The organism is Rhizobium sp. WSM1328, assembly GCF_057653715.1.
On sequence record NZ_JBYGKO010000003.1, the window covers coordinates 702,159 to 715,244 of the forward strand.

9 protein-coding genes and 2 pseudogenes are annotated in these 13,086 nt (G+C 62.1%); 3 read left to right on the forward strand and 8 right to left on the reverse strand.

Features of this window, described 5'->3' with window-relative positions:
* Positions 1 to 59: 59 nt before the first annotated feature.
* The 5 genes from AC2444_RS31005 to AC2444_RS31025 form a co-directional block, all read right to left on the reverse strand.
* Positions 60 to 707, reverse strand: a complete 648-nt coding sequence (locus tag AC2444_RS31005) for an HAD family hydrolase (protein WP_017997282.1) — start codon at positions 705 to 707, stop codon at positions 60 to 62.
* Positions 708 to 822: 115 nt separating this feature from the next.
* Complete coding sequence (locus AC2444_RS31010) at positions 823 to 1,884, reverse strand: ABC transporter ATP-binding protein (protein ID WP_012759968.1); 1,062 nt, start codon at positions 1,882 to 1,884, stop codon at positions 823 to 825.
* Positions 1,881 to 4,103 carry an ABC transporter permease gene (locus AC2444_RS31015; protein WP_012759967.1) on the reverse strand — a complete coding sequence of 741 codons (2,223 nt, stop codon included), beginning with the start codon at positions 4,101 to 4,103 and terminating at the stop codon, positions 1,881 to 1,883. The genes AC2444_RS31010 and AC2444_RS31015 overlap by 4 nt, the downstream gene beginning before the upstream one ends.
* A 68-nt stretch (positions 4,104 to 4,171) precedes the next feature.
* Positions 4,172 to 5,200, reverse strand: coding sequence for an ABC transporter substrate-binding protein (locus AC2444_RS31020; protein WP_012759966.1), 1,029 nt, complete (start codon positions 5,198 to 5,200; stop codon positions 4,172 to 4,174).
* A 118-nt stretch (positions 5,201 to 5,318) separates the two neighbouring features.
* Positions 5,319 to 6,341 (reverse strand): ABC transporter substrate-binding protein, encoded by a 1,023-nt coding sequence (locus AC2444_RS31025; protein WP_012759965.1) that lies wholly within the window; start codon positions 6,339 to 6,341, stop codon positions 5,319 to 5,321.
* A 215-nt stretch (positions 6,342 to 6,556) separates the two neighbouring features.
* On the opposite strand from AC2444_RS31025, the gene AC2444_RS31030 reads away from it, so the two are divergent.
* Positions 6,557 to 7,297, forward strand: coding sequence for a response regulator (locus tag AC2444_RS31030; RefSeq protein WP_012759964.1), 741 nt, complete (start codon positions 6,557 to 6,559; stop codon positions 7,295 to 7,297).
* Positions 7,294 to 9,387 carry an ATP-binding protein gene (locus AC2444_RS31035; RefSeq protein ID WP_128450441.1) on the forward strand — a complete coding sequence of 698 codons (2,094 nt, stop codon included), beginning with the start codon at positions 7,294 to 7,296 and terminating at the stop codon, positions 9,385 to 9,387. Before AC2444_RS31030 ends, AC2444_RS31035 begins: the two co-directional genes overlap by 4 nt.
* Before the next feature lie 127 nt (positions 9,388 to 9,514).
* Here the strand turns inward: AC2444_RS31035 and AC2444_RS31040 are convergent.
* Positions 9,515 to 9,793: pseudogene (locus AC2444_RS31040) on the reverse strand (hypothetical protein); the annotation flags it as partial.
* 644 nt (positions 9,794 to 10,437) lie between these two features.
* Between AC2444_RS31040 and AC2444_RS31045 the strand changes: the two are divergent.
* Entirely contained in the window at positions 10,438 to 11,646 is a 1,209-nt protein-coding gene (locus AC2444_RS31045; protein WP_012757661.1) for a helix-turn-helix domain-containing protein, read from the forward strand.
* Positions 11,647 to 11,660: 14 nt separating this feature from the next.
* On the opposite strand, the pseudogene AC2444_RS31050 reads toward AC2444_RS31045, so the two are convergent.
* Positions 11,661 to 11,839: pseudogene (locus AC2444_RS31050) on the reverse strand (cold-shock protein).
* A gap of 301 nt (positions 11,840 to 12,140) precedes the next feature.
* Complete coding sequence (locus AC2444_RS31055; protein WP_442136488.1) at positions 12,141 to 12,497, reverse strand: NYN domain-containing protein; 357 nt, start codon at positions 12,495 to 12,497, stop codon at positions 12,141 to 12,143.
* Positions 12,498 to 13,086: the final 589 nt, after the last annotated feature.

A 13,086-nucleotide genomic window follows, 5' to 3' on the forward strand; every position in this document is an offset into this window, starting at 1 on the left:
TTGCAATTGCGTGCAAGAGCCGGCCCCGGCGGTTCTTTAGGACAAAACCTGCCGCAGGATTAATGCGCCTGCACCGACCGAATGCTCAGGCATTCATCTGCAAGCTGTTGCTGCTCATGGAGATCAAGTCGATTCACATCAATGGCGCTCATACCCGCCCGTCGAGCTGCTTCAAGACCTTGTTCGCTATCTTCAAACACGACACACCGGGCTGGTTCTATTCCCAACAAAGCGGCCGCCTGCAGAAACAGGTCCGGCGCCGGCTTTGGATTTGGCACGTCATCGATCGTGACCACCTGGTCGAAATACTCCCGCAGGCCCGTTCCTTGTAGGGTCGCTGTGACAATTTCTCGCGAACCGCCGGATGCAACAGCCATGGGACGCAAGCCGGCCAACCGGCGAACGGTTGCAGCAACCGCGCGAACTTCGCGCACATTGTGGACATTCTGGAGAAAGTGCGATCGCATGGTGGCGATGACGGATGCGCGATCGAGCACAACGTCGAATTCTCGCTCAAAGGCGTCCATAAGAACCACTTCAGACATTCCGGCCCGCATCAAATACCAAGCCTCACTCATCGGTTTGCCGGAAAGGGCAAAGCCGGCCGCCCATGCGTCCGCATAGACAGGGGGCGTGTGAACAAGTGTGCCGTCGCAATCAAAAATCACGGCCTCGAAATCATTTTCCAGCGATAGAATATCAATCATACCTCATCCTTCCGGCGGGCGAACATCGGTTTGACGCGAGGCTCCATTCAGGCGTAATCGTCCTGGTCGACGGGCATCGAACGCGCCTCGGCCCAGGGCCTCGTGTCAGAGGCTCTCACGTGCTGATAAGGGCGATGCCGCGACTTCGGAAGCCGAGCGTGGCGTCGGAGGCGACCGGTAGGATACGGTCGACGGCGTGGTCGACGATGAAGAGCGTGCCGACGTCGGTTTCGACCTCGTACTCGACATGATCTCCGAGATAGGCCGAATGGAGGATGCGGCCGGCAAGCCCGTGCCCCCCTCCCTCGGAGAGCGCGATCGCGCCGGGACGAACGGCAAGGCTCGCCGCGCCCGGCGTCGCCCTACCCGCCGGCACACGATGTTTGAAACCGCCAATGCGGATGTCAGCATCTGCGCCATCGATGCCAACCACCTCGCATGGGATGACATTCGCCTCTCCCATGAAATCAGCGATGAAGGCGGAAGCCGGCGATTCATAGAGGTCGCGCGGGGCGCCGGACTGGGCAACTTCGCCATCCTTCATGATAATGATGCGGTCGGACACGGCAAGCGCCTCGTCCTGATCGTGCGTGACATAGACGGCGGTGAAGCCGAGACGCTGCTGGAGTTCGCGGATATCTGTGCGTACCTTGCGGCGCAGGCGCGCATCGAGGTTGGAAAGCGGCTCGTCGAGCAGCAGCACCTGCGGCTCCAGCACCAGCGCGCGGGCGACGGCGACGCGCTGCTGCTGGCCGCCGGAGAGTTCGGCGGGCAGGCGATGGCCCATGCCGGCAAGGCCGACCAGCGCCAGCCCCTCCTCTGCCTTCTCGCGCGCTTCCTTGCGGTTGAAGCCGGAGGATTCCAGGCCATAGGCGACGTTGTCGCGCGCATTCATGTGCGGAAAGAGCGCATAGGACTGGAAGACCATCGAAACATCGCGCTCATTGGCCGGCAGCATGGTGACGTCCTTGCCGCCGATCAGGACTTTTCCGGCCGAAGGATGTTCGAGGCCTGCAAGCATGCGCAGCGTCGTCGTCTTGCCGCAGCCGGAAGGGCCAAGCAGGGTGACGAGCGTGCCGCGCTCGATGGTGAGCGAGAGGTCCGGAATGGCGGTGAAGGCTCCAAACGTTTTGCGCACGTTCTGGAAGACGACGGAACCGGCTTTGGGGTTGATCATGCGATTTTCTCCTGGCGAGAGGAAGCGGATGTGGCGAGGCCGGCGACGCGGTTTTCACGGCGCAGGCGCCGTTCGCCGACGATGAGCTGGAAGCCGGCGATGACGGTGATCATCACGACGATCAGCATGGTGGAATAGGCGATGGCCACACCGTATTCCCCGTTCTCGACGAGGCCGACGATGTAGGAGGTCGCCATGTTGTACTCGGCGCTGACGAGGAAGATGACGGCGCTGATGGAGGTGATCGCGCGCACGAAGGAATAGACGAGCGCGGCGGTGATGGCCGGGCGTAAGAGCGGCAGGATGACCTTGCGGATCGTACGGAAGCTGTTGGCCCGGAGCGTCAGGGAGGCCTCATCCAGGCTCTTGTCGAGCTGGCTCATCGCCGCGATGCCGCCGCGCACGCCGACCGGCATGTTGCGGAAGACGAAGCAGGCGATCAAGATGAGGGCCGAGCCGGTCATTTCCAAGGGCGGCAGATTGAAGGCCATGATGTAGCTGACGCCGATGACTGTGCCTGGAATGGCAAAGCTCATCATCAGGGCGAACTCGAAGGCATTCTTGCCGACGAATTTTTGACGCACGATAATATAAGCCGTCAGCAGGCCGACGGCGGCGGTCAGCGGGGCAGACACCAACGCGATTTCTATCGTTGTCCAGAACGAGTTCCAGGCGACGCCCGTCCAGGCAATCCCATTTTCGAAGCTGATCGAGAAGGCCTTGGCGTAGTGGTCGAGCGTCAACGAGTTGTCGAGACCCCAGGTCTTCACGAAACCGCCGATCAGGATCATGCCGTAGATGACGAGCGTGAAGAGAATCCACGGGATGACGACGGCGTGAACGCCGATCGACAGCCCGCGCGGCAGAGCAATATGCGATCCGCTATCGCCCTTGCCGGTGACGGTGGCGTAGTTCTTGCCCGACAGCCAGACGCGCTGGGCGAGGAAGGCGGAGAGCGTGAAGAGCAACAGCACCGTGGCGAGCACGGCGGCGCGCGACGGATCGTTCTGCGACCCGACCACGGCAAAGAAGATTTCCGTCGAGAGCACGCCATTGCTGCCGCCGAGCACCAGCGGATTGCCGAAGTCGGCCATGCTTTCGATGAAGCCGATGAGGAAGGCGTTGGCGAGACCGGGCTTCATCAGCGGCAGCGAGACCCGCCAGAACGTGCGCCAACGGTCGGCGCGCAGCGTCGTGGACGCCTCCTCCATCGACGGGCTGACGCCCTCGACGACCCCGATCAGCACGAGGAAGGAGATCGGCGTGAAGGACAGCACCTGCGCGATCCAGATGCCGGTGAGGCCGTAGAGCCAGCGCCCGGGCTCGAAGCCGAACAGTTGCGACAGCCCCTGCGTGACGACACCGGCGCGACCGAAGAGCAGGGTGAGCGCCAGACCGATGACGAAGGGTGGAGTGATGATCGGCAGGATCGTCAGCAGCCGAAGGCCCTTCTTGAAGGGAAAGCGCGTGCGGGTGGCGACGAGCGCGAAGGCGAGGCCGAGCAGGGTCGAGCCGAGGCCGCTCATGATGGCGAGCCAGAGCGTACGCCAGGCGACGCCGCAGCGACCGGCGCCGATCAGGCAATTGAGGCTCCAGATGCTTGGATCCTGCACGTTGCGGATGAAGTTATCCGCATTGAAAGACCCATCGAAATCCTGCACCGAGCCGACGAACATGCTGCCGATCGGGTAGAAGACGAAGACTGCGACGAGGAAGACGAGCAGCGCAATCGCGCTGACGACAAAGGCGTCGCCCTTCATGACACCGCGCTCGGCAAGGCCGAAGGCGAAGAGCAGCATGAAGGTGATAGCAGAGAGCACCGCACCCGCCCCCATGGAAGCCTGGCCGTTCGAGAGTGTGCCGAAGAGCGTTTCGCTCACCGTCCAGGTCCAGCCGGACAAGCCGATGGCGAGGCCCTGGAGCGACAGGAAGAGAACACCGATCGCGCCGGTCCAGGCGAGCGCGGCGCCGCGGCGCATCGGGTCTGCCATGCCGCGGGCCACGATCGCCAGAAGAAAGAGCACGAGCGCACCGGCAAGCCACAGCCGGCCATGCGCGAAAATCTGCACGATACCGGGGGCGGCCTCCGGAGAAAGGGGGAAAGCGGCCAGCCAACCGAGTCCGAAGAAGCCGTTCTCGATCCGATACCAGGGCAATAGGGTCAATGCGACCGCGCCGAGGACAAGGACGATGTCCAGCCTACGATTGCCATGTCTCATGGCTGACCTCGCTGTCTTTGAGTGTGAGGAGGCGGCGCCCGGGGAGACGGGCGCCGCCGGTCAGGGCATCAGTTGGCGGCGGCGCCGATTTCCCGATCCCAGCGTTCCAGCAGTGCCTTGCGCTTTGCTGGGTCGCCATAGGTCTTGAAGTCGTAGTCGATCAGCTTGATGTCCTCGAAGCGCGGCGCCTCCTTCGGGATTACGGCGCTCTTGTTGGAAGGCAGCTGGAAAGACTTGGCATCCTTCATGCGCGACTGGACTTCCGCCGTCAGCGCCCAGTCGTACCAGACCTTCGCATTTTCGAGGTTGCGGGCGCCCTTGATGATCGACATGGAGCCGATCTCGTAGCCGGTACCTTCGCAAGGCGTGATCGACTTGACCGGGAAGCCTTCAGCCGTCTGCGCCACCGCATCGTGCACGAAGACGATGCCGAGCGCCGTCTCGCCGCGTGCTGCGGCCTTGACGGGTGCCGATCCGGACTTGGTATATTGCGATATGTTGCCGTTCAGCTTCTTCAGGTAGTCGAAAGCCTGGTCCTCGCCCATGATCTGCACGAGAGAGGCGAGCGCCGTGTAAGCGGTGCCGGAAGAATTCGGGTTCGCGATTTGAATTTCACCCTTCAGTTCCGGTGCCAAAAGGTCGGCCCAGCAGACTGGCTCCTTGTAGCCCTTGGTCTTGAAGATTTCCGTGTTGTAGCCCCAGCCGAGCGCGCCGGCATAAACGCCGACGGTCTTGTAACCGGAGCTTTCTGCCTGCTTCTTCGCCCAGTCGTTGAGTTCGTCGAGTTTCGACGACTTGTATTCCAGCGTCAAATTTTCCGATGCCGCCTGGAGATGCGGATCGCCTGTGCCAGCCCACCAGATGTCGGTCTTCGGGTTACGAGACTCGGCGCGCACCTTGGCATAGGTCTCGCCCGACGAGAGGCGAACCATGTTCACCTTGATGTCGCTATGCGACTTCTCGAAATCGCCCTTCATCTGCTCGCAGATCACGACGTCCGCCGAGCAGATGAGGTTGAGTTCGCCGGCCGCCTGCGCCGGTAGCGCACCGAGCGCCGTGCCGGCGAAGAGCATGAGGGAAAGGGTCTTCATTTTCATTGGGGCATCCTCCTGTTGCCTGGGTTAATTCTCGCACGAACAAGACACAGCGCGGCCATCGGCCTGCCCGCGGCGGCGTGTGCATGTTTTCGGATTGTGGTTTGTCGAAAGACCTTGATCAGTTTGTCACGGCGATTTCCGCATCGAACCTGCGGAGCAGTCGACTTCGTTCACCCGGCGAGCCGAAGGTGGCAAAGTCATAGTCCACCATCTTGATCATCGAGATATCCGGGGCTGCAAGCGGCAGGCTGGATTTCGCGTTGGATGGCACTTGGTTTTGGCCCGACGCCGCGCCTGTACCCTGCCCTTCCGGGCTCAGCGCGAAATCGACGAAGCGCTTTGCTTCCTCGATATTTCGTGCGCCTTTGACGATGCTCACGGCGCCGATCTCGTATCCGGTGCCCTCGCAGGGCGCGACGATGACGAGGGGAAAGCCGACTTGCTTCTGCGTGACGGCGTCATGCATGAAGGAAATGCCGATGAGCGTTTCTCCGCGCGCCGCCGCCTTGACGGGCGCAGCCCCCGAGGGGGTGTAACGCTCGATATTGCGGTTGAGCGCAGCGAGATAACGGAAAGCCTCGTCCTCGCCGAAGAGCTGCACCAACGTCGCAAGCGTCGTGAAGGCGGTGCCGGACGAATTCGGATTGCCGCTCTGGATGCGGCCGCGATAGGCGACGTCCGTGAGGTCCTTCCAGCAGGTCGGCGCGGGCAGCTTCAGCTCGCGCAGCAGGTCGGCATTGTAGGCAAAGCCGAGCGCCCCCGCATAAATGCCGGCCGAGCGGCCGCCGGACATGGCAAAGAAGTTCTGCGCCCACGGCAGCATGTCGCGCTCATGGGCAGGCTGATACGGTTCGAGAAGATTTTCAGAACCGGCCTGCAGATGGGTATCGCCGGTGCCGCCCCACCAGACATCGACGGTAGGCGCCGCTTTCTCCGCGCGGATCTGATTGAGGATATCGCCGGTGCTCTTGCGCGTCACCGAAATTTCGAGCCCGGTCTTTGCCTCATAGGCCGTCTTCATCGCGGCACACCACATCTCGTCCACACCGCACAGAACGGTGAGCGACGGGGCTGCCATGCCGGTGCTGGCGCTTGCCAGCCACAAAGCTGCTACCGCGCTGAAAGCGGTGATGCCTTTCACAATTTCCTCCCATTGGACGGTGCGTCCCAATCTCCGCAGTCAGGATGTCACATCTGTTTCGCTGCGCAATCGAAGAATGGTTACGGTTCTTACAGCGGGAGCGGCTTCATCGTCGAAAACATGACAAAGGTTACAAATGTGACAAATCGCATAACAAGAGCTCGCTTTGAAGATCGTGGCGGCTCTGCCTATAATAGGCGCGGGAGGACGTGCATGTGTTGAATGAGAGGATAACCATTCTGATCGTCGAGGACGATCCGGACATGGCGGAGCTTATCTCCGACCTCGTTGAGGCGGAAGGATGGACAGCGCTCACCGCGCCGTCCGCGGAAGAGGCCACGATCGTGCTTTCGCGCGAAACCGTGCATCTCGTGCTCGTCGACCATAACCTGCCCGGCACCTCCGGCCGCACCTTCGCGCAGCGCCTGCGTGCGCAGGCCAATATCGGCATTGTCATGGTGACGGCTGCCGGCAGCGCCGTGGACCGGGTGCTCGGTCTCGAAACCGCGGCAGACGACTATGTCGTCAAACCCTTCGAGCCTATCGAATTGACTGCCCGTATCAAGGCCGTGCTGCGCCGGACGATCCCCTCGCTGAAGCCGGACCGGGAAAGCGAGCGGGAGCATGAACCGACATCCCTGAAGCTCGGCGAATGGTCGGTGGATCTCAAGGGCCGCCGCGCCATCTGCCGCACCGACCCTGCCAAGTCGCTCACGAGCGCCGAATTCGCGCTGCTCGAAATCCTCGCCGAAACGCCCAACACACCCGTTAGCCGCGCGCATATCCTCGATCGATTGGGCGCGGAAAGCGAGCGCTATATCGACCGCAATGTCGACGTGCTCGTGCTGCGTCTGCGTCGCAAGATCGAGCGCAATCCGGACCTGCCGCGCCATATCAAGACGCGCCGCGGCAAGGGCTATGTTCTCGACACAGACGATGGCGAGATCGCACCGTGATCAGCCGCCCCTTCCTCTCCTCCATCGCCTTTCGCCTGCCCTTCGCCATCGCCTTCATCTGCGTGCTCGTCTTCAGCCTTTCGACCATTGCCGTCTATGGCCTGCAGCGGGCGCGCCAAGAGATGGCCGCCTATGGCCTGCAGGCGTTTTCAAGTCTCGCCAAGGCCTCGCTGGTCTCGCGGCAGGTTTCCGATCTCGTCTCCAGTGCGCCCTTCCTGATGAATGCGACCTCACCCTACCGGGTCTCCAGCGAAAGCCGCTCGGTCGTCGTGCAGGTCGACGCGCTTTTGCGCGCCATGCAACCTGAAAACGACGGGGCTGCCGTGCAGGGTTTTGCGAGTAGCCGCATCATCGAGCTGCTGGAAACGATCCGCACGCAAACGACCACCCTTGCGGGCGACGCAGAATCGGCCCAGCAGCACAAGGCGGAGGCTGCAGCAGCGCTCGGTGAGATCGCGACCGGCAGCGGCATTGCAGACGCCGGTTTCCGCAGTCGGTTGAACGCCATCGTGCAATCCGCCTCCAACTCGGACAGCCTCTTTCAGCTCGGCGAACTGCGGCGGCGCTACGTGTCGGAAACCGCCCCGCGCCTCGAACGTGCCGCGCCGGACACCCGGATTGCCGCCGCCGAGCTTGCGCCTTACGAACGGGTCTTCGAGGCACAGACGCGGTATCTCCTCGAAATGTTCGCCATCCGCGCCGCCGTCTCGCGCCTGCACAACGTCTCGCGCGATCTGTCGCATGCGACTGAAACCCAAAGCGAGGCCGTCGCCCGCAGCCTCAGTGACGACCTCATCTCGACCTCCGATGCCTTGAGCCGCATCCTCGTCATCGTCGCCGTCGCCTCGCTGCTGGTGCTGGCAATGGCCATCGTCTCGATCCGATCGGTCATGCGCGTCTCACGCGGCATCGTCTCCCTTTCGAACGGCATGAACGCGCTGGCAGAAGGTCGCAAGGATGTTGATACGCCGCGCTATGACGGCACGGAAACCGAGCTCGTGCGTCTGCTCGAAGCCTTCCGCGCGTTCCGGGAGAGCGTCGAGCGCGTGACGCAGCTGCGGCGCACGGCGGAAGCCGCCGCACGCACCATCCGCTCCACCTTCCGCAGCATGAACGAGGGCATCGCGTTGTTTGATCCGCGCGGCCGGCCGATCACCATGAACCGGCGTGTCATCGAGCTGGTCGGCTGGTCTGGTTCGGCCAGGAAACTGCCGCTCCGCAGTTTCGTGGCGCCGCTAACGGAGATCGAGCCGACCCTCCTGCCGGCCGAAAACGATGCCGGTCTGCTCTCCGACCGGTCGGTGCTGCGCCACCGCTCCGACGTGGGGCGGGTGACGGAAGTGTCGCTGTCGCGCCAGCCCGATGGCGGAATCGTGCTGCTGGCGCGCGATATTACCGACAAAGACCGGCAGGAGGCGGAGGCAGCAAAGATCCAACGCCTCGACGGCATCATGCGCATGACCCACCAGGTGAGCCACGAAGTAGGCAACATGATCGGCATCATCACCGGTAGCCTCGGCCTGCTGGAGCGCGAAACCGGCTTCAATGACCGGCAAAAACGGCACCTCGCCCGCATCCGTAAAGCTGCCGACCGTGGCAGGTCGCTGGCCGGGAGCATGCTTTCCATCGGCAGCCAGCAGCCGATCCATCCCGGCGCGGTGGAGATTGGCGCCGTGCTGCGCGGCATGGCCGACGTGCTGGAAATCGCGATCGGCGAAAATTGCCGGCTTGCCTTCGAAATTGCCGACGACCTGCCTATCGTCTTCATCGACACGGCGCTCTTCGAGCAATCGATCCTCAATCTTTGTCTCAACGCCGCTGCGGCCATGCCAGCGGGTGGAACAATCCTTATTCGTTGCTCCCGCAGCGAGGCTGGCGTCAGCGTCAGCGTGACGGATGACGGCATCGGTATGTCGCCGGAGGCCGTCGACAAGGCGTTCGAGCCCTATTTCACCACGCGTGGCGCGGAAGGAGGCGCGGGTCTTGGCCTTGCAGTGGTCTATGGCTTCGTACGCCAAAGCGGTGGAGACGCTCGCATTGCCTCGCTGCCGGGCAAGGGAACCGTCGTTGAACTTTTGTTTCCGGCGTGAATCGAGAGCACCAGGCTCTGGTTTTCGCGAGCTTCAGGTCGTCATCGAGGGTATGCTGCATCGCCATCTCCCCATGGAACGAGCTCGGTCCGAAGCTAACAAATGCTTCCGGACCGAGGCCATCGCGTCAATGCGAGGCGCCGGAGCCGCCTACAGCAACGATCGTAAAGGGCTTGCCTTCGACTGGGATCGCACGAACTTCCTTCAAGCTCTCGGCGTCGACGATGCGAACCAGCGAATGCCGCGGATCGGTAATGGCAAGATGGGCGTCCGCAACAGCGAGACGCGGACGCGGATCACGCCAATGGCCGTCCTTGCTGTAGGCTTCCGTGACCTTACCCTTGCGAACGATCTCGCCCTTGATCACGTCCAGCACGTGAAGATCACCGTCCTCCGTCAGCACGTAGCGTCGTTTGACTACTTATCACCATCATAACGCATTGAAATTATGGTAAATCCCGCGTTAACTAGAAGCGATATGGCCTATTACTTCTGCCACCAATAGGGCAGGTGTCGGTAATGAGCCGCCTTTGCGCTCAGATGTAAGCTCTTAGATCTGTAGCGCAGAGCGCAAACCGATCTCCGAACGGCTCTCCGTCCTCTGCGCCAGGGCGAAGAACTACCCATTCGCCCGCACGGCGCACCAGTAGGCAGGTTGAGAAGCTCCTTGAGCAAGCGCTTGAGGGTTACGACATCGCACTAGGGCAGCGGAAGAACCGCCATCCGATCGACACGATCGGGGATCTCGCGGCCCGGCCGGTTCATGGCGCCGTTCAGGCCGACCTCCGTCCATGACGATCTCTACGACGAACACGGCCGTCCAAACAGATAGCGCTCGACACATCCGTCGGAGGTCGCAAAGCACGAGCATCTCGCCGGCCAATTAGAGGCACTCGCCTCCAATCTCGCTTGTCGCGAAGTCTGGTGCCCTCTTTCCAAGGTCTCTCCCCTCCCTGCCAGGTGCCGGAACCTGTCCGACCCGGATAGATAGGTAACAGAACGGACCGTTTACATAGGTGACAGTTCTCTAGCAGCCGGGAGGGCCCGGCGATGGTTTGGAGAGAGACTGGCATCATGGACGAGCGGCTGCGCTTTGTTGGGGAATGTCTTGCGGGCGAGGAGACGATGACGGCGCTGTGTGCGGCCTACGGGATATCGCGCAAGACGGGCTACAAATGGTTGGAGCGGTATCGGGCGCTCGGCCCTGCGGGGCTTATCGACCTGCCGCGGGCGCCGCTTGAGCACGGGCGGGCAACGGCGGCGGAGCTGGTGGCGCGGATCGTGGCGGAGAAGGAGGCGAATCCGCAGTGGGGGCCGAAGAAGGTGCTGGCGCGGCTGAAGCGGTCGGCGCCGCAGCTTTGCTGGCCGGCGGCCTCGACGATAGGCGAGATCCTGAAGCGACACGGGCTGGTCGGGCGCCGGCGGCATCGCTGGCGGGCGGCTGGTTGCGGCCCGTTCGCGCCGGCCAACGGGCCCAATGCGGTGTGGAGCGCCGATTACAAGGGCTGGTTCAGGACCCGCGATGGGCGGCGCTGCGAGCCACTGACGGTGATGGATACGGCGAGCCGCTTTCTGCTGGCGCTGGAAGCCTGCGCGACGCCGGCCGAGGTAGAGGCCTGGCCGGTGTTCGAGCGGCTGTTTGCCGAGCACGGACTGCCGGAGCGCTTTCGCAGCGACAACGGTTCGCCCTTCGCGGCGATCGGCGTCACCGGGCTGACGACGCTTGCTGTACGGTTCATCAAGCTCGGCATCGGCCTCGAGCGCATCCAGCCGGGCAAACCGCAGCAGAACGGCCGCCACGAACGCTTCCATCTGACGATGCTGCCGCTGGCCATGGCGCCGGAGGTCGACCATGCCGCGCAGCAGGCGGTCTTTGACGCATTTCGCCAGAATTACAACGCCGAGCGTCCACACGAGGCGCTCGCTATGGACGTGCCTGCTGATCATTACCGACCATCACTGCGGCGCCTGCCCGACCGCCTGCCTGAACCGGACTATCCGGCCGAGGCGGCGGTGCGCCGGGTGCGCTCCAATGGCGAGATCAAATGGAACGGTGACCTCGTCTATGTCGCAGCAGCGCTGGCCGGCGAGGTCGTGGCGATCGAGGAGAGTGAAGCGGGCATCTGGACGCTACGCTTCCATGCCCATCCGCTCGGCATCATCGACAAGAAGACCAAGCGGCTTGTCCGCCCCAGCGCCCTGCAACCCCGACCAGCCGGCGCAGGGGCGGACACTGGTCTACAAGGGGGAGAACTGTAACCCATCTATCCGGTTCAATCTGTTACCCATCTATCGGCTGGACAGTAGGCAATCTTCCGACCATCTTTGAGGCCACGCAGGTCAGCCCGCTCTACCGCGAAATGTGGACGAACACATCGGTACTGCCGTCGTCCGGCCGGATGAAGCCGAAGCCATTCGTTGCGTTGAACCACTTTGCCGTACCGGTCGCCATTGCGTCTTCCCTTTGATCGTAGTCTTGCCGGACTTTCGGTCCAAGCAACCCTCCTATTATCGCTTGTACTGATAGACGTTTCTGAACTCCACGAAAGCCATCCCAACATTTCCCTGCCCCGCCGACCCCTCACAGTGGCGGCGCGACTTCGGTCTTGCTGTTCAACCCGGATGCCGACGGGCCGCGGCTTGGGGGAACTCGAACTGGTTGTCTTGCGGATGAGATCGCCGAGTTTGCGAAAGCCAAACGTTCATGGGTCGAAGTCTGACACCAGGTTCTGAAGCCGACGGTGCGCAGATTGCTACGTCGGTCTTCGGTGCTCTCTTGTGACAGCACCTTTGATGAACGGCACGGTCACAGTTGCTGGCTGCAACGAGTTGTCGGCAGGCGCGGGGCTCTGCTCGTCTATGGTTTCGCCCGGGGAAGAACGTTCTCGGTGTAGATGAACCGCTGGCAGGCCAGTCGGAAACTCTCGGCCGGTCTTCTGCTCGCCACAGGTGAAAACATCGACGCCCTGCTCTCGGATCCGGGCGGCGAACCGCGTGAAATCGCTATCCGACGACGGCAGGCAGAAACTGTCGAGAGAACCACTGTGCAACAGTCCATCGCATGGATTATCCGCATAATGTCGGAGTCGTTTTCCCCGTCGTTTAGGCAAACCGCGCTGGGAATGGACGCTTGCTTGTCCAATCGATCCGCCCGGCCCTCGATCGCGATCCGGTGAACCCCCAATAGATGCGTCGGATGCCTGCCTCGCCTTTTCGGCCGCCTCTCCAAGCAGGCCTCTGCAATCCTTGCCGAGGTAGGGTCAAAGGCGTCGACAGTACGGTGAGGCGCGGAGATCGCATTTTTGACCGAATAAGAGTTCTTCTGCTTGCGATAGGATATGCGGCCTCCGCGATTCGCCGGCGTCTCGGATCTCACGCCAGGCGATCGGTCGATTGCCGGCATTCTCTCTCTGATCTCCGTCGCGACACGTTTTGAGCGGCAAAGACAGACCCTGAGTCGCGAAAACTTTTAAGCCATTGCGCTTGTTGCGAAAATCGACCGTTTTGACGGCAGTCAACATGATCTGTGAATATGAAAACCACGACCTTCCCTTTAACAGAGAATCGCTATGACCTGCACTTCTGCTGTGCGTTGACTTCCTGTTAACGCTATTTCCCTTGTGAGACTCAGAGAATCGGAGATAATGACGACATTTCTCCGGTTTTGGTGATTTTATCGACAGAATGGTCCAAGGCACA

Coding starts and splice junctions, on each gene's coding strand:
- AC2444_RS31005 (WP_017997282.1), bottom strand. CDS start 707: ATGATTGATATTCTATCGCTGGAAAATGATTTCGAGGCCGTGATTTTT.
- AC2444_RS31010 (WP_012759968.1), bottom strand. CDS start 1,884: ATGATCAACCCCAAAGCCGGTTCCGTCGTCTTCCAGAACGTGCGCAAA.
- AC2444_RS31015 (WP_012759967.1), bottom strand. CDS start 4,103: ATGAGACATGGCAATCGTAGGCTGGACATCGTCCTTGTCCTCGGCGCG.
- AC2444_RS31020 (WP_012759966.1), bottom strand. CDS start 5,200: ATGAAAATGAAGACCCTTTCCCTCATGCTCTTCGCCGGCACGGCGCTC.
- AC2444_RS31045 (WP_012757661.1), top strand. CDS start 10,438: ATGGTTTGGAGAGAGACTGGCATCATGGACGAGCGGCTGCGCTTTGTT.